At 65.9% G+C, this 15,633-nt stretch carries 15 protein-coding genes, 1 tRNA gene and 1 pseudogene; 13 read left to right on the top strand and 4 right to left on the bottom strand.

The genetic code is table 11. The features are described 5' to 3' along the window. Positions 1-151 precede the first annotated feature (151 nt). From rpsF to ACQY5K_RS12870, 6 genes are all read left to right on the top strand, one after another. A complete protein-coding gene (rpsF, locus tag ACQY5K_RS12895; RefSeq protein WP_419921549.1) occupies positions 152-487 on the top strand; it encodes a 30S ribosomal protein S6 in 336 nt (111 codons plus the stop codon). A gap of 11 nt (positions 488-498) precedes the next feature. After that, positions 499-963, top strand: a complete 465-nt coding sequence (gene ssb, locus ACQY5K_RS12890; RefSeq protein WP_428115874.1) for a single-stranded DNA-binding protein — start codon at positions 499-501, stop codon at positions 961-963. Further along, a complete protein-coding gene (gene rpsR, locus ACQY5K_RS12885) occupies positions 963-1,373 on the top strand; it encodes a 30S ribosomal protein S18 (RefSeq protein ID WP_428115871.1) in 411 nt (136 codons plus the stop codon). Before ssb ends, rpsR begins: the two co-directional genes overlap by 1 nt. Continuing rightward, positions 1,373-1,825, top strand: a complete 453-nt coding sequence (rplI, locus tag ACQY5K_RS12880) for a 50S ribosomal protein L9 (RefSeq protein ID WP_428115868.1) — start codon at positions 1,373-1,375, stop codon at positions 1,823-1,825. The genes rpsR and rplI overlap by 1 nt, the downstream gene beginning before the upstream one ends. Before the next feature lie 173 nt (positions 1,826-1,998). Continuing rightward, a complete protein-coding gene (gene dnaB, locus ACQY5K_RS12875; protein ID WP_428115866.1) occupies positions 1,999-3,363 on the top strand; it encodes a replicative DNA helicase in 1,365 nt (454 codons plus the stop codon). A 13-nt stretch (positions 3,364-3,376) separates the two neighbouring features. Beyond that, positions 3,377-3,586 carry a hypothetical protein gene (locus ACQY5K_RS12870; RefSeq protein WP_419921544.1) on the top strand — a complete coding sequence of 70 codons (210 nt, stop codon included), beginning with the start codon at positions 3,377-3,379 and terminating at the stop codon, positions 3,584-3,586. A 1-nt stretch (position 3,587) separates the two neighbouring features. Here the strand turns inward: ACQY5K_RS12870 and ACQY5K_RS12865 are convergent. Further along, positions 3,588-3,661: transfer RNA gene (locus ACQY5K_RS12865), tRNA-Gly, on the bottom strand. A 176-nt stretch (positions 3,662-3,837) separates the two neighbouring features. Between ACQY5K_RS12865 and dcd the strand changes: the two genes are divergently transcribed. Beyond that, entirely contained in the window at positions 3,838-4,416 is a 579-nt protein-coding gene (dcd, locus tag ACQY5K_RS12860; RefSeq protein ID WP_428115864.1) for a dCTP deaminase, read from the top strand. Positions 4,417-4,451: 35 nt separating this feature from the next. Here dcd and ACQY5K_RS12855 read toward each other — a convergent pair whose 3' ends face one another. Further along, the gene (locus ACQY5K_RS12855) at positions 4,452-6,629 is read right to left on the bottom strand and encodes a heterodisulfide reductase-related iron-sulfur binding cluster (protein ID WP_428115861.1); all 2,178 of its coding nucleotides are present in this window, start codon (positions 6,627-6,629) and stop codon (positions 4,452-4,454) included. A gap of 109 nt (positions 6,630-6,738) precedes the next feature. Then, the gene (locus ACQY5K_RS12850; RefSeq protein ID WP_428115859.1) at positions 6,739-7,170 is read right to left on the bottom strand and encodes a cyclic nucleotide-binding domain-containing protein; all 432 of its coding nucleotides are present in this window, start codon (positions 7,168-7,170) and stop codon (positions 6,739-6,741) included. Between the two features lie 263 nt (positions 7,171-7,433). On the opposite strand from ACQY5K_RS12850, the gene ACQY5K_RS12845 reads away from it, so the two are divergent. Continuing rightward, entirely contained in the window at positions 7,434-7,775 is a 342-nt protein-coding gene (locus ACQY5K_RS12845; RefSeq protein WP_419921541.1) for a P-II family nitrogen regulator, read from the top strand. 78 nt (positions 7,776-7,853) lie between these two features. On the opposite strand, the pseudogene gpmA reads toward ACQY5K_RS12845, so the two are convergent. Beyond that, positions 7,854-8,498: pseudogene (gene gpmA, locus ACQY5K_RS12840) on the bottom strand (2,3-diphosphoglycerate-dependent phosphoglycerate mutase); the annotation flags it as partial. A 334-nt stretch (positions 8,499-8,832) separates the two neighbouring features. Here gpmA and dnaK point away from each other — a divergent pair. From dnaK to ACQY5K_RS12815, 5 genes are all read left to right on the top strand, one after another. Continuing rightward, positions 8,833-10,644, top strand: a complete 1,812-nt coding sequence (gene dnaK, locus ACQY5K_RS12835; protein ID WP_428122679.1) for a molecular chaperone DnaK — start codon at positions 8,833-8,835, stop codon at positions 10,642-10,644. Continuing rightward, a complete protein-coding gene (locus ACQY5K_RS12830; RefSeq protein ID WP_428115856.1) occupies positions 10,641-11,342 on the top strand; it encodes a nucleotide exchange factor GrpE in 702 nt (233 codons plus the stop codon). Before dnaK ends, ACQY5K_RS12830 begins: the two co-directional genes overlap by 4 nt. A gap of 3 nt (positions 11,343-11,345) precedes the next feature. Further along, on the top strand, positions 11,346-12,425 hold the full coding sequence (locus ACQY5K_RS12825) for a DnaJ C-terminal domain-containing protein (protein ID WP_428115853.1): 1,080 nt from the start codon (positions 11,346-11,348) through the stop codon (positions 12,423-12,425). Beyond that, entirely contained in the window at positions 12,422-12,841 is a 420-nt protein-coding gene (locus ACQY5K_RS12820) for a heat shock protein transcriptional repressor HspR (RefSeq protein WP_428115850.1), read from the top strand. The genes ACQY5K_RS12825 and ACQY5K_RS12820 overlap by 4 nt, the downstream gene beginning before the upstream one ends. 110 nt (positions 12,842-12,951) lie before the next feature. Then, on the top strand, positions 12,952-15,633 hold the full coding sequence (locus tag ACQY5K_RS12815; protein ID WP_428115847.1) for an ATP-dependent Clp protease ATP-binding subunit: 2,682 nt from the start codon (positions 12,952-12,954) through the stop codon (positions 15,631-15,633).

Here is a 15,633-nt window from a genome sequence, read left to right as displayed (position 1 = left end):
CACGGGCACATATCCGCCCGGAGCGCCCCGGACGCCTTGGCGCCCGCCGTGAACCCGCTCATTGGGGCCGGGTTCGCAGGGCCGATGCAGCACACAAACCCTGCCCCGCGAGGGGCCCCGCCCCGGCGGGTCCACAGGAGGTTGCCCCCAGTTGCGCGCGTACGAGCTGATGGTCATCTGCGATGGTGACCTCGAGAATTCCGAAGCCCGCAAGGCGATGGACGAAGTCCAAAGCCGCGTCTCGGAGATCGGCGAGGTTGCCTCGTTCGACTTCTGGGGCATGCGCGACTTCGCATACGAAATCAATCACAAGACACGGGGCTACTACTCGGTGATCGAGCTGCGGGCGGAGCCTGGGGCCATGGATCCGGTGGAGCGGTACCTGCGGATCGCGGACGACGTCGTCCGCCACAAACTCATCCGACTCCCAGATAACGAGGCACAGCGTCGTGGCTTGCTCGATTTGGGGTCGGCGAACAGCCAATAAACGGAGGCGTCATGGCTGACAACACCATCACCGTGGTAGGAAATCTCACCCGCGATCCCGAACTTCGATTCACCCAGGCCGGCCGCGCTCGCGCAGTGCTGGGCGTTGCAGTGAACCGGCGGTGGATGAACCGCCAGACCAATGACTGGGAGGAGCAAGTCAGCTTCTTCAATGTCGTGTGCTGGGCCGAACTGGCCGAGAATGTCAGCGAATCGCTGGCGAAAGGCAATCGCGTCGTCATCTCGGGGCGACTCGAGCAGCGCACCTGGGAGACAACCGACGGCGAGCAGCGCAACGTCGTTGAGATTGTCGCCGACGAAATCGCACCATCGCTGCGCTGGGCGACCGCGGAGATCACTCGCACCCCGCGCGGACCCGCCGCCGAAGCCGGCGTCGGCCGTGATCGCCGAGGAACCCAGGAGTGGGAAGCCCCGAGCGGCACAACCCAGCACGCACCAGAGGAGGAACCTTTCTGATGCCACCACGGAAACGAACCGGACGTGCCCGACCGAAGGAACTGCGCGGCAGGCCTCGTCGGCGCAAGGTCAGCCCGTTGCAAACCGCGCGGACTTCCTACGTCGACTACAAGGACGTTGAGCTGCTGCGCGTGTTCATATCTGAGCGCGCCAAGATTCGAGCCCAACGGGTGTCGGGCAACAATCGCCACCAGCAACGCGACGTCGCACGGGCAATCAAGACTGCCCGCGAAATGGCGCTGATCGAGTACGCCCGCCGTCCGATGACGCAGCGCCGCGGTGACAAGCGCCGCGGCGGGCGCGGGTCTGATGACCGTCGGCCACCGTCGGACCGCGCTGAGGGTGACCACGCCGAGATCGGTGAGTCGGATGAGCCGATGGTCGCCGTCGCGGCCACGAAAGAGGACTGATGATGAAGGTTGTCCTTCGCAGCGATGTTGACGGCGTCGGCACGGCCGGCGCAGTGGTGGACGTCGCCGACGGGTTTGCCCGGAACCATTTGATTCCTCGCGGGTTGGCCTTGCGGGCAACCGATGGCACTATGGCGCAGGCTGCTGCGATGGCCCGGGCGAGGGCGGTGCGCGACAGCCGGGAGCGTGAGACGGCGGAGCAGCTCGTGAAGCAGCTCGTGGTCGACGGCGTGACGATCGCTGCCCGAGCCGGCTCAGGTTCGCATCTGTACGGCTCGGTCACCACGCATGAGATCGCGGAGGCCATCAAGGCACGCACCGGTGTCGACATCGACCGCCGAAGACTCACGATCCCTGCGCCGATCCGCACTGTCGGCACCCATGAGGTGACAGCGAAACCGCACTCCGACGTCGCGTTCACCTTCAACCTCGAGGTCGTAGCGCTCTCCTGAGCATTGCTGCTGCGGCAGTCGTATCGCCGAGTTCCGGCAACCTTGTCACACCCCCCTGCGACTCTCGGCGGTATGAATCGCCGAGCCAGACGCTGCTTGTGGATAAGCCGCCCAGAAATCCATAGGTTTTGGCCCTACCACTGCACAGGGCAGCGCTGGAAGTGTGTGCGGCAATGAGTCTGGCTGAGCTTGCGACAGTGCATCCGCGGCGACCGGGCGGGCGGGTGCCGCCGCAGAACGTCGATGCCGAAGAGTCGGTGCTCGGGGCGATGCTGCTCTCGCGAGATGCCATCGCGCCAGCTGTCGAGCGTTTGACAGCCGAGCACTTCTATGTGCCGGCGAACGGTGTCGTCTTCGATGCTGTCGAAGCGCTGTATGTGACTGGCGAGCCGGTTGACTGCGTGACGGTCGCCGATCAGCTCGAACGGTCCGGCACGCTGACCGCAGCTGGGGGAGCTGATCGTCTGCTGGCGCTCGAGGCAGCAACGCCGACGCTCGCACACGTCGATCGCTACGCCCGCATCGTGGAAGAGACGGCGCTGCTGCGGAGGCTGATCTCGGTTTCAGCCGAGATTTCCGAGCTCGCGTACAGCCGGCCTGAGGACACCGCTGCCGCCCTTGACCAAGCCGAGTCCATGGTCTACAGCGTGGCCGAGCGCCGAATCGTGGACTCCACGCAGTCCCTGCGCGACCTGGTGGACCTCAGCTTGGACCGGCTCGAGGAGCTGTACCAGCAGGGCGATGCGTTCACGGGTTTGGCCACCGGTTTCAACTCTCTCGACCGAATCCTGTCCGGGGTGCAGCCGTCGTCGCTCATGGTGGTCGGTGCGCGCCCTGCGATGGGCAAGACGGCCTTCGGACTGACGATGGCGTCCCACGTCGCGCTGGAATCGCAGAAGCCCGTACTGCTCTTCTCGCTTGAGATGAACCATGCAGAACTGACCGGCCGGCTGATCGCCTCTGATGCCCGAGTCGATGCCACCAGAGTGCGCACTGGGCAACTCCACGCCGACGACTGGAACCGCATCACACGCAGCGTGGGCCGCTTGGGCGAGGCGCCCATGTGGATCGATGACAACCCGAATGTCACGGTGACCGAGATCCGGGCCAAGGCGCGCCGTCTGCGCAGTCGCTTAGGCGGTTTGGGGCTCATCGTCGTGGATTACCTGCAGCTCATGAACGGGCGCGCGAACGCTGAGAACCGCCAGGTGGAGGTGGCGGAAATCTCGCGCGGGCTGAAGATCCTGGCCCGCGAACTGGAGACGCCGATCGTGGCAATGTCGCAGTTGAGCCGCAACCTCGAGTCCAGGAGCGACAAGCGACCGATGCTGTCAGACCTACGCGAGTCCGGCTCGATCGAGCAGGACGCCGACATCGTCGTGTTCCTCTACCGCGACGAGGTCTACAACGACGACACCACCGAGAGGGGCATGGCGGAAATCATCGTGGCGAAGCATCGCAACGGCCCGACCGGCACGGCCCGGCTGGCGTTCATGCCGCAGTACACGCTCTTCGCTGACATGGCCCACGAGGGCTGAGGGGACCACGGCAGTGTTCCTCGGCGAAGATCTCATTCCGTATCTGATCTTGGCCTTCGGTGCAGCGTTGACGGTCGGCAACGTGGCTGCGCTGGTACGACCCCGGCGCCCCCGCAGCGATGGCGGCGCGCCGCTGCGGGCGTCCGCCCGACGGGCGGTGCCGCTAGCGCTTGTTGGCCTGGTCGCGTCAATCTGGTCGCTCGCGACGCTGTTGAGTGGGTGAGTGGAGCGGGTGAGGGGAATCGAACCCCCGTTATCAGCTTGGGAAGCTGAAGTTCTGCCATTGAACTACACCCGCGAAACGCGGGGCAGATCCTATTCACTGCGGCTTCGGGTTCCGAGTGGCGATGTCGCTGCCTGCGTGATGCCAATCCGCTGCCGGCTCGGCGCCAGTAAGGTCGCCGACCGGCGAATACGAGGGCCCGCGCGCCCAGCGGATGCAGCATCTGTGGCCTGCGACACCGGAGCACTGCGATGATCCTGTCGGACCGGAGCATCCACGAGGCCCTCGACAGCGGCCGCATCGTCATCGAGCCGCTGGCTGACGCCGCGGTCCAGCCGTCGTCAGTGGATCTACGGCTGGACGCCACGTTCCGCGTCTTCCGCAATCACACCCGCAAGGTCATCGATGTCATCGAAGACCAGACGGACCTGACCGAAGAGGTGGAGGTCGCGCCGGGCGACGCCTTCATCCTGCACCCGGGGGAGTTCGCGCTGGGCTCCACGCTCGAGCGCGTGACGGTGCCCGACGACCTGGTGGGTCGCATCGAGGGCAAGTCATCGCTGGGTCGCCTCGGGCTGCTCATCCACACCACCGCCGGGTTCGTTGACGCGGGGTGGGACGGCTATCTCACGCTCGAGCTGTCCAACGTCGCCAATCTGCCGATCACGCTGTACCCGAGCATGAAGATCTGCCAGATCAGCTTCATGGAGATGACCACACCGGCCGACCACCCCTACGGCACCGAGCTGCTCGGATCGAAGTACCGAAGCCAGCGCGGCCCCACCCCCAGCCGCTACCACGAGAACTTCCGCTCCCGCCGGCTGCTGTAGCCGGGTCCGGCTTGTGCGGGGCTTGCTGGGGGAGTTCAGCCTTCGGAGGCTTCGAGGGCGTCGATGAGGTGGATGGAGATGTCGGCAACTTTGACTTCGTCTTCTTCGACGCCGTGCCCCTTCACCCCGTCGTCGATCATGATGTAGCAGAACGGGCACGCCGTAGCGATGCGGTCAGCGCCGGTGTCGAGCAGCTCGCGTGAGCGCTCGTCGTTCACCTTCGTGCCGAGCGTCTCCTCCATCCACATGCGTGCGCCGCCTGCGCCGCAGCACATCCCCTTGGTGCCGTTGCGCGGTGCTTCCACGATCTCCACGCCGCCCAAGCTGCCGATGACGTTGCGCGGTGCGAGGTAGACATCGTTGTGGCGGCCCAGATAACACGAGTCGTGATACACAACCCGCTCTTCCAGGCGAGCGCCAGAGAGGTCCAAGCGGCCGTCAGCTACCAGCTCTTCGAGCAACTGAGCGTGATGGATGACCTCCCAGTCGCCGCCGTACTGCGGATACTCGTTGCGCAATGTGTTGAAGCAGTGAGGGCACTGGGTGATGATCTTGCGGACGCCCATGCCATTGAGCGCAGCAATGTTCTGCGCTGCGAGCATCTGGAACAGGTACTCGTTGCCTGATCGCCGGGCGCTGTCACCGGTGCAGTTCTCGCCCGGGCCAAGAATCGCGAAATCGACCCCGGCGCGGCGCAACAGCTTTGTGGTGGCAATCGAGACGCGACGGTTCTTGTCGTCGAACGAGCCGGCGCACCCCACCCAGTAGAGGTACTCGTGGTCGAACGCGTCGTCGGGATCGACAACCTCGACGTCCAAGCCGTCAGCCCAGTCGGCGCGCTCGCCGTTGTTCAGGTTCCATGGATTGGCGTTGTTCTCCATGCCTCGGAACGCTGCGCCGAGTTCGGCGGGGAACTCGCTCTCCATGAGTGTGAGATACCGGCGCATGTCGAGGATCTTGTCCAAGATCTCGATGTTCACCGGGCAGTTCTCGTCGCACGCCCGGCACGTGGTGCAAGCCCAGAGCTCGTCGTGGGTGATGCGTTCGAACACCGAATCAGCCGACACCGAGATCTCCGCATCGGTGCCGATCGGGGGAGTCACCTTGCCGTGCGCACCCGTGGCCGCCATGATCTCGCCGGTCTTGAGCACGATCTCGCGAGGATCGAGCGGCTTGCCGGTGGCGTGCGCCGGGCACACCGCCGTGCAACGGCCGCACATGGTGCAGGCATCGGTGTCGAGCAGCTGCTTCCAGGTGAACTCGTCCACCTGCGACACGCCGATGGTCTCGATGTCCTCGGCTTCCATGAGGTCGGGCACCATCCGCATGGCGCCTTTGGGCCGCTCTCGGTCGCGGAGGTACATGTTCAGCGGCGACGTGAACATGTGCCGCAGCATCGTGATGGGCAGCATGACGAGGAACGCCATGAAGCAGCCGACGTGGGCGATCCACGCGGCTTGGTGCCAACCGCGGATTGCGCCGACGCTGTCGAGTGCAGCTGACAGCGGGTAGCCGATGAACGACCACTGTTCGTAGGCGGGCCGCCCGTCGATGACGATGCGCATCCCCTCGGCCACAAAGCCGGTGATGCCCAGCGCGGCGAGCACGATCAGGATGACCATGTGCTCGGGACGCGACTTGATCCGGATGCGGTAGGGGCGCGCCACGTAGCGGCGCACGATGGCCCACACGGCGCCGACCACGAAGATCACGCCGGCGAGATCGCCGACGAAGCTGAAGCCCTGGTACGTCGGGCCCGACAGGAACTTGGCAGCCGGCGGGAGCTGGTGGTTGATCTCGAGGGTGGTCGTGACCGCCAGCAGCACTAGGAAGCCGTAGTAGAGCAGCGCGTGCATGACGCCGGCTGAGGGGTCGCGCAGCAGCGTCTGCATGAGCACGCCGCCGCGGTAGTCGTCAAGGCGGCGACGTGCGTTAGCTGTGGTCGTGGCGCGCCGGTCGGGCGCACCGCGCTGCCAGTTGCGGGTGCGCTGGGCGAAATTCCATGCCCCGTAGAGGATGAGCCCGCAGGTCAGGGCATAGAACGCAAACTTCACCCCGCCCGGCACGTTGCCGAACACCTCGCGGTGGGCCTCGTCCGTATCGTCGTGGAACGCGAAGACAGCGGCGGCAATGCCGGACGCAGCGGTCACCGCGGCGAACGCAATGCCGATGCCCAGCACGAGCTGGTGCGGCCGAAGGGGTGGTTTGGTCACTCTGGTGAAGTTAGTTGACGGCCTTCAGCAGGCCGGAGACTGGCACGCGGATGCCACTCGTGGCGCTGCGGTATCGCTGGCGCTGGTTGTCGGGCTGTGGGACGAGCGCTCAGCCGTAGAGCTTGCGGTTCGACTTGCGCAGGCGGCCGGCGAGCTCGGTCAGCAGCTTGTGGGCGACCGATGGCGTGCTGTCGATGATGCCCTTCAGCGCGCGCCGGGAGAGCAGAAGCGTTTCCATGTCGGTGGAGGCCACAACCGAAGCGGTACGGGGGCCGTCGTCAAACAGCGCCATCTCGCCGATGGTCTCGCCCGCTCTGAGTTCGGAGACCTTACGCCCGTTGCGCCGCGCGACAGCGGTGCCGGCCACGATCACGTAGGCGTAGCCCTCGGTGGCGCCCCCGCGACCTTCCTCGACGATGTTGTCACCGGCCGTGAAATTCTGCTGCTCGACAGCTCTCGCGATGTGCGTGAGCTCCTTCTTGCTGCAGTCGGAAAAAAGGTCGATCTCGCGCAGACTCTCCGTACGGTTGGCCACAGACATATCCCGCTCCTTGCCAGAGTGCCCGGTTGCACAGGGTCCCGCTCGTCACGGTAGGCCCCCCTGATCGGGACCGTCGCGCGCCCCGGACGTGAATACGGGCGCTGAGGTTAGCGCTTGTCATCGCCCGCCCGGAGAACCGGCACCAGGGCAATTCTTCGCCGACATTCGCCGTGCGTCCGCGAATGATGACGACTCGACGTGGTACGTGCACGTGGTGGCGGGGCGTGAGACGCTAGGGAGCGACAGCCCGACGGGAGAGCGCAATGGTTGCAATGGTGACGGCGGTCATCAAGCCGCATCGGCTCGAGATGGTGCTTGAGGCCCTCCGGGACCTCGACATCACGGGGTTGACGGCCTCTGAGGTACGGGGGTTCGGCCGTCAAGGCGGCCATACCGAGACGTATCGAGGCACCGAGTACCACGTCGACTTCATTCCGAAAGTTCGTATCGAGGTGCTTGTCGCAGACGGCTTGGCTGACCGCGTCGTGGACGCCATCGTGGAGGCCACCCGAACCGAGCGCATCGGCGACGGCAAGGTCTGGGTCACCTCGGTGGACAGCGTGGTCCGGATCCGCACCGGCGAGCGGGGCATCGACGCCCTCTAGCCCCCCTCGCCTCCCCACCACCCTGGCGGCGGCTCAGCGGAGATAGCGCTCCGACGGATCGCGGCTGGTCGTCACTGCGAGATCGTCGTCGAGCTCGTACACCATCGGCACGCCGGTCGGGATGTTGAGATCCGCGATCTCGGCGTCGCCGATGCCGTCAAGGTGCTTCACGAGCGCGCGCAGGCTGTTTCCGTGGGCAGCGACCAGCACCGTGTGCCCAGCCGCCAGATCGGGCGCGATGGCGTCGTGCCAGTACGGCAGCAAGCGCGCTACCACGTCCGCAAGGCACTCGGTTCGGGGCAATTCAGTGACAGTCAATTCGGCATACCGGGCGTCGTCGTTGGGATCGAACGGGTAGTCGGGCGGCATCGGCGGCGGCGGGATCTCGTAGCTGCGGCGCCACAGGTGGACCTGCTCGACGCCGTGGCGTTCCGCGGTCTGGGCCTTGTTCAGCCCCGTGAGGGCTCCGTAGTGCCGTTCGTTGAGGCGCCAGTGCCGGCGGACCGGCAGCCACACCCGCCCCATCTCATCGAGTGTCGTGTTCGCCGTTTGGATGGCGCGCCGCAGCAGCGATGTGTGCACGATGTCCGGCTCGATGCCCGCCAAAGCCAGTGCTGCACCGGCGTTGCGCGCCTCCGCTTGGCCCTCGTCAGTCAGGCCGACGTCCCACCACCCGGTGAAGCGGTTCTCGAGATTCCAGCTGCTCTGCCCGTGGCGGAGCAGGACAAGCGTCGGGGAGCGAGCGTGGGGGCCGCCCCCGTCAGGGGAGCAGTCGGGGGTCTCGGAGTGTGCCGCCGGCATGGTGCCGCACGGTACCCCGACGCGTCCGGCTGCAATCGGCTGCGACGGCTCTGTAAGCGATTGACCACCCGCGGCCCGCCGAGGGCAGCAAATTCGGGGATTGAACGCCTAGCTTGCGGCCGAACACTGAACTATTGACGTCATGCTGAGCAAAGTTGCTGATGAAGCACTCAATATATATGATTGCCAATATCCGAATAGCGACGTAAGCGGTCCCCCGTCGACCGTCGCACGGAATCACTCGAAAGGCACAACCATGCCCAAGGCTGTCGGAATCGACCTGGGAACCACAAATTCGGTGGTGGCCGCCATGGAGGGCGGCGAGCCCGCCGTCATTGCCAACGCGGAAGGTGACCGCACGACACCGTCGGTTGTGGCCTTCGCGCGCAACGGCGAAGTGCTCACCGGCGAAGTGGCCAAACGGCAGGCGGTCACGAATCCTGGCCGCACGATCGCTTCAGTCAAGCGGCACATGGGAACCACCTGGAACCAGAAGGTCGACGACAAGGACTACACGCCGCAGGAGATCTCTGCGCGGGTGCTGCAGAAGCTCAAGCGCGACGCCGAGCAGTACCTCGGTGACACCGTCACCGAGGCCGTCATCACCGTGCCGGCGTACTTCGACGACGCCCAGCGCACCGCTACCACCGAGGCCGGCCGCATCGCCGGGCTTGAGGTGCTGCGCATCATCAACGAACCCACCGCGGCCGCGCTTGCGTACGGCCTCGACAAGGCAACCGAGGACCAGACCATTTTGGTGTTCGACCTCGGCGGCGGCACCTTCGACGTGTCGGTGCTCGAGATCGGCGACGGGGTCTTTGAGGTGAAGTCCACTGCCGGTGACACGCGCCTCGGCGGGGACGACTGGGACGGTGCCGTGCAGTCGTGGCTTGTGGAGTCCTTCAAGGGCGACCACGGCGTCGACTTGGGCACCGATGCGATGGCGTGCCAGCGCCTCAAGGAGGCGGCCGAGCAGGCCAAGAAGGATTTGTCGTCCAAGCAGACCACGCAAATCAACCTGCCGTTCATCACTGCCACCGACACGGGCCCGTTGCACCTCGACTACGAGCTGTCCCGCGCCAAGTTTGAAGAGCTCACCTTCGACCTGCTGAAGCGCTGCCGCGGGCCGTTCGAGCAGGCGATCAGCGATGCCGGTCTCAAGAAGTCCGATATCGACCACGTCATCCTCGTGGGGGGCTCGACGCGCATGCCTGCTGTGCAGTCCCTCGTCACCGAACTCACCGGTCGCGAGCCGCACAAGGGAGTCAACCCTGACGAGGTCGTCGCCGTCGGTGCAGCCATCCAGGCAGGCGTGCTGAAGGGCGATGTCACCGACGTCCTGTTGCTGGACGTGACGCCGCTGAGCCTCGGCATCGAGACCAAGGGCGGCGTGATGACGCGGCTCATCGAGCGCAACACGACAATCCCGACCCGGCGTTCGGAAATGTTCACGACGGCCGAGGACGGTCAGCCCTCCGTGGAGATTCACGTGCTCCAGGGTGAGCGCGAGATGGCCGCAGGCAACAAGACACTCGGCAAGTTCCAGCTCGTCGGCTTGCCTCCGGCGCCGCGTGGCGTGCCGCAGATCGAAGTTGCGTTCGACATCGATGCCAATGGCATCGTGCATGTGTCCGCCAAGGACAGCGCCACCGGCAAGGAGCAGTCGATCACCATCACCGGCCAGTCGGCGATGTCACCCGACGAGATCGAGCGCATGATGGCCGACGCTGAGGCGCATGCTGCTGAAGACTCCCAGCGGCGCGAGGCGGCCGAAATCCGCAACAACGCCGACTCGCTCGTGTACCAGACGCGCACGCTGCTCGACGAGCAGGGTACCGACGCGGCCGATGCCGACAAAGAGCCCGTGGAGGCTGCGCTGGCCGCCGCTTCCGAGGCGCTGAACGGCGAGGATCTCGACGCGATCCGTTCCGCCACAGACGCGCTGGCAGCGGCAAGCAGTGCCTTTGGCCAGAAGCTGTACGAATCGGCTGCAGCGTCGGCGACGGGCAGCGAAGCCGGTGATGACGATGACGTCGTCGACGCGGAGATCGTGGACGAGACTCAGTGAGCGCATCTGCTGAACAGCCGGCTGCCGACGCCGCTGTCGCTGAGGGCGAGGACCTCGACGCGACCCTCGACGATCCGTCGGCGTCCGACAACAGCGACGCCACCGGATCCGGCATCGAATCCGACGCGGAACCCGATGTTGGCGAGCTCACGACTCGAATAGCGGCGATCGCTGCGCAGCGGGACGAGTATCTGGATCAGCTGCAGCGACAGCGGGCCGAGTTCCAGAACTTCCGGCGCCGGGTCACCACTGATCGGCAGCAGCAGGTGTCAGCGGGCGTCAGCCGTCTCGTTGACTCGCTGCTCCCGGTTCTTGACGGCTGCGATGCGGCTGTCGCGCAAGGCCACGACGAGGTCGCGCCGGTAGCGCAATCCCTCATGGTGGCCCTGGGCAAGGCAGGACTCGAGCGGATCACGGCAGTGGGAACGCCGTTTGATCCAAATGAACACGAAGCAGTGATCGTTGAGCAAGCGCCACCCGGTGCCGATGCCGGCAGCGCAGCCTTGAACGCCGACACCGACGGCTCTGTGGCGTCGGAGGGCGTCACCGGGTCCTGCGCGAGCGCGGCAGCGACGACCGGTGACCACGACGGAGCGGGCGGCGACACGGTGCAGATGGTCATTGAGGAGCTACGCAGTGGCTACCGCTTCGACGGGCGCGTGTTGCGTGCCGCGATGGTCAAGGTGCGCGCGGGGTAGGCCATGAACGTGCAGCGCGAGTGGTTCGAGACTGACTACTACGCAGCCCTTGGCATCTCGCCCGACGCTTCCGATAAAGAGGTCACCAAGGCGTACCGGAAGCTCGCCCGCAAGCATCACCCCGATGCTGCCGGAGGCGACGAGGCACATTTCAAGGAGATATCTGCCGCCTATGACGTCGTCGGGAACGAATCTAAGCGTGCCGCGTACGACGAGGCGCGACGGCTCGGCCCCGGGGGCTACGGGCCCCAGATGGGTGGGTTCGCCTCGGGTCCCGGCGGATTCAGCATTCGAGTTGAGGATCTCGGCGACCTCGGCGGGATCTTCGGGGACCTGTTCGGCGCCGGACGCTCTGCGGTCGGCGGTGTCATGGCGATGCGCGGCCAGGACCTCGAGACTCGGATGGGCATTTCCTTCCGAAACGCGGTCGAAGGTGTCATCACCGAGGTGTCGGTGCCCGATACCACGAACGGCGGCATACGGCCGGTCAAGGTGCGCATCCCCTCGGGCGTCGAGGACGGCGTCCGAATCCGTCTGGCGGGCAAGGGTGCGCCAGGATCGGGCGGCGGTCCAAACGGCGATCTCTTCGTCATCGTTGACGTCACACTCGATCCAGAATTCGGACGCGACGGACACCACCTGACGGTGACGGTGCCGATCACCTATCCCGAAGCAGTCTTGGGAGCCGACGTGAAGGTGCTGGCCTATGACGGCGGCGCTGTCACGCTCCGGATTCCTGCCGGGACACCGTCGGGCAAGACGTTCCGCGTGCGGGGCCGTGGCGTCACCACGCGGCGCGGCACAGGCGACTTGCTCGTGACTGTCGAGATCGCGGTGCCGACCGAGCTGTCGGCGCCAGAACGTGCTGCAACCGAGGCCCTGGGAGACGTCGCTGACTTTGACACCAGCTCAAGTCGGCGCCGCCGTGCCCGGCCAATCGATGCGCACACCGCGGATGCCCGCGCCGCTGACAACGGCGCGGCTGTGGACGCGGAGCAATCTACCAACCATGTATCTGGCACCGCCGCCGGCCACGCACGCCCCGACGAATCGCGCCCAGATGCGCCAGGAGGGCAGCCATGAGCACCGAACCACGCCGTCGCCGTTCGCCCGAGCAGCGCAACCGAGCGCTGTATGTGATCTCGGTCGCTGCGGAGCTGGCAGGAGTTCACGCCCAGACGCTGCGCATCTACGAACGCAAAGGCTTGCTGGCGCCGGCACGGACGTCGGGCGGCAGCCGCCGCTACAGCGACCGCGACATCGCGATGCTGGCGCGCATCAGCGAACTCACAAGCGAAGGCCTCAACTTGGCGGGAGTCAAACGCGTGTTGGAGCTCGAAGCACGGGTCGCCGCGCTCGAGCGGCAGTTGGCTGAGGTACGCGACGAGGCAGCAGCGATCGTGGCTGACACGCATCGTCAGTACCGGCGAGACCTGGTGCCGTTGCAGCCGACCGACATCGTTGCCCACCCGATGCGACCGCCACGCCCCGGTCGTTGAGCGATCCGGGCTCAGTGCCCGAATGACGCGGCCGCTCGACCTTGAGTGAGTCTCAACGACATATCAAAGTTGAGTGTATAAATATCAATTAATCTGCTACACTGTTCGCTATGGCAAATGACGCTGCTTCTGTCAGGCAACCCCTTCCGTCCAGCCCGCTGACGCACAAGACCCAGGAGGCTCTGGCTGCAGCGATCTCGACTGCAACGAGCCAGGATCATCCCGAAGTCACACGAGCGCACCTGCTGGCAGCACTGGTCTCGCAACCCGAAGGATTGGTGCTGCCGCTGCTCGCGCGCGCCGGCATCGAGCCCGCAGCGGTCCGCAGTGCATCGCTTACCGCACTCGCGCGCCTTCGGAGAAGCTTCAGCACGCAGCCGAAAACGCCGCCGCTGGCGGCCGAGTTGGCGCAGACCTTGCACGCAGCGGACACTGAGCGAGCAAGGATGGGCGACGACTACCTGTCCACCGAGCATCTCTTGGTTGCGCTCGCATCCGACGTCGGTGCGGACCGTGACGTCCTGGCCTCACTGGTCGGCGAACTGCGCGGGACTTCTCGGGTCACTTCGCCGACTCTCGACAACACCTACGAAGCGCTCGAGCGATTCGGCCGCGATCTCACCACGGAGGCGCGCGAGGACAAGCTCGATCCGGTCATCGGGCGCGACGACGAGATCCGACGCGTTATCGGCGTGCTGTCGCGGCGCACCAAGAACAATCCGGTGCTGATCGGCGAGCCTGGCGTCGGCAAGACGGCGATCATCGAAGGGCTCGCGCGCCGCATCGCGGAAGGCGATGTGCCCGACGGGCTGCGCGACAAGCGCGTCGTCGCCCTCGATCTGGCCGCCATGGTGGCCGGCGCCAAGTTCCGAGGAGAGTTCGAGGAGCGGCTCGGGGCGGTCCTCGACGAGATCGTCGCCTCTGACGGCGAGGTCATCACCTTCCTCGACGAAGTGCACACGCTGGTCGGTGCTGGCGCCGGCGGCGACAGTTCGCTCGACGCCGCCAACATGATCAAACCCATGCTGGCGCGTGGACAGTTGCGACTTGTGGGCGCGACCACGCTCGACGAGTACCGCCGGCACATCGAGCGCGACTCGGCCCTCGAACGCCGCTTCGCTCCCGTGTACGTCGGCGAGCCCTCCGCCACGGACGCTGTGGCGATTCTGCGCGGCCTCAAGGAACGGTACGAAGTCCACCACGGCGTCCGTATCACCGATGCGGCGCTCGTTGCAGCTGTCACGTTGTCGGGCCGATATCTGCGCGAGCGATTCCTGCCTGACAAGGCGATCGACCTCATGGACGAAGCCGCCAGCGGGCTGCGCATCGAGATCGACTCGGTGCCGCTCGACATCGACGTCCGTGAACGGCGGATCCGCCAGCTCGAAATAGAGGAGTTGGCGCTTGCCGGCGACGAAGGCGCCGCCAGCGCCCGGCGTGCTGAGATCGCCGAAGAACTGGCATCCGAACGAGAACGTGCTGCGGCGCTCAAGGCGCATTGGCAGTCCGAGAAAGAGGCCATTGCCGCGATCCATGCACTGAAATCCGAGGCCGAATCGCTGGCCGCGCAGGTAGATCGGGAGACGGATCTCGAGCGAGCAGCCGAGATCCGTTTCGGCCGGCTGCCCGACGTAAATCGCCGCCTCGACGAGGCCACCGCCGAGCTCGACCGGCTCCAGTCAGACCAGCGAATGCTGCGAGAGGAAGTCGACGCCGGCGACATCGCCGAAGTCGTGTCGCGTTGGACAGGCATCGCCACCAGCCGGCTGCTCGAAGGCGAGGCGCACAAGTTGGTGCATCTGGAAGACACACTGGCAACCCGGGTGATCGGGCAGCGGCACGCCGTCGCTGCGGTAGCCAACGCGATCCGGCGCAGTCGTGCCGGCCTGAGCGAGCCCGATCGACCCATTGGGAGTTTCCTGTTCTTGGGGCCCACGGGCGTCGGCAAGACCGAATTGGCTCGAGCGCTGGCGGAAGCGCTGTTCGACGACGAGCGCGCCATGGTCCGCATCGACATGTCCGAGTACCTCGAGCGACACTCGGTCAGCCGATTGATCGGGGCACCTCCGGGCTACGTCGGCCACGACGACGGTGGTCAGCTCACCGAGGCCGTACGGCGTCGGCCGTATTCGGTCGTGCTGCTCGACGAGATCGAAAAGGCGCACGCCGATGTGTTCAGCGTGCTGCTTCAGGTCCTCGACGATGGACGCCTCACCGACGGGCAAGGCCGCACAGTGGACTTCTCGAACGTGGTCCTCATCATGACGTCGAACCTGGCGGTGGATCCCGCCGAGTTCTTCGCTCCGGAGTTCATCAACCGCGTTGACGAGATTCTGAGGTTCGATGCGCTCAGTCGAGCCGATCTGGGTGCCATCACCGAGCTGGTGCTCGAGACGTTGCGCAAGCGGTTGGCCGACCGCGACATGACGCTTGAGGTGACCGCATCGGCAGCGGAGTTTCTTGCCAATCGGGGCTATGACCCCGTCTACGGTGCGCGCCCGCTGCGCCGGGTCATCGGGCGCGAGCTGATCGACCCGCTGGCCGCCGGCCTGCTCGACGGCACCTTCGCCGATGGCGATGCGGTGGTCGTCGACGCTGTCGACGGCGCAATCACATTGAGCCCTGCCCGAGGCGACCCGCTCGAAGTCCGAGCAGCTCAAGCGGGCGGTTCAGCCGATAGCGGGGCCTTCGCGAAGGCTTCGGGAGGGGCCCGGCGAAGCGCTCGGGGGTGCCCAGCGGGTACCGACCCGAGCACGAGTGGGGCACTTAGACTTACCCGCGTCAAAGTCTGA

The sequence above is a fragment of the Candidatus Poriferisodalis sp. genome (assembly GCF_965262965.1).
Classification (GTDB): Bacteria; Actinomycetota; Acidimicrobiia; order Acidimicrobiales; family Poriferisodalaceae; genus Poriferisodalis.
The sequence above is the reverse complement of the archived record's forward strand: the minus strand, read 5'-3'. Positions and strand labels throughout refer to the sequence as shown.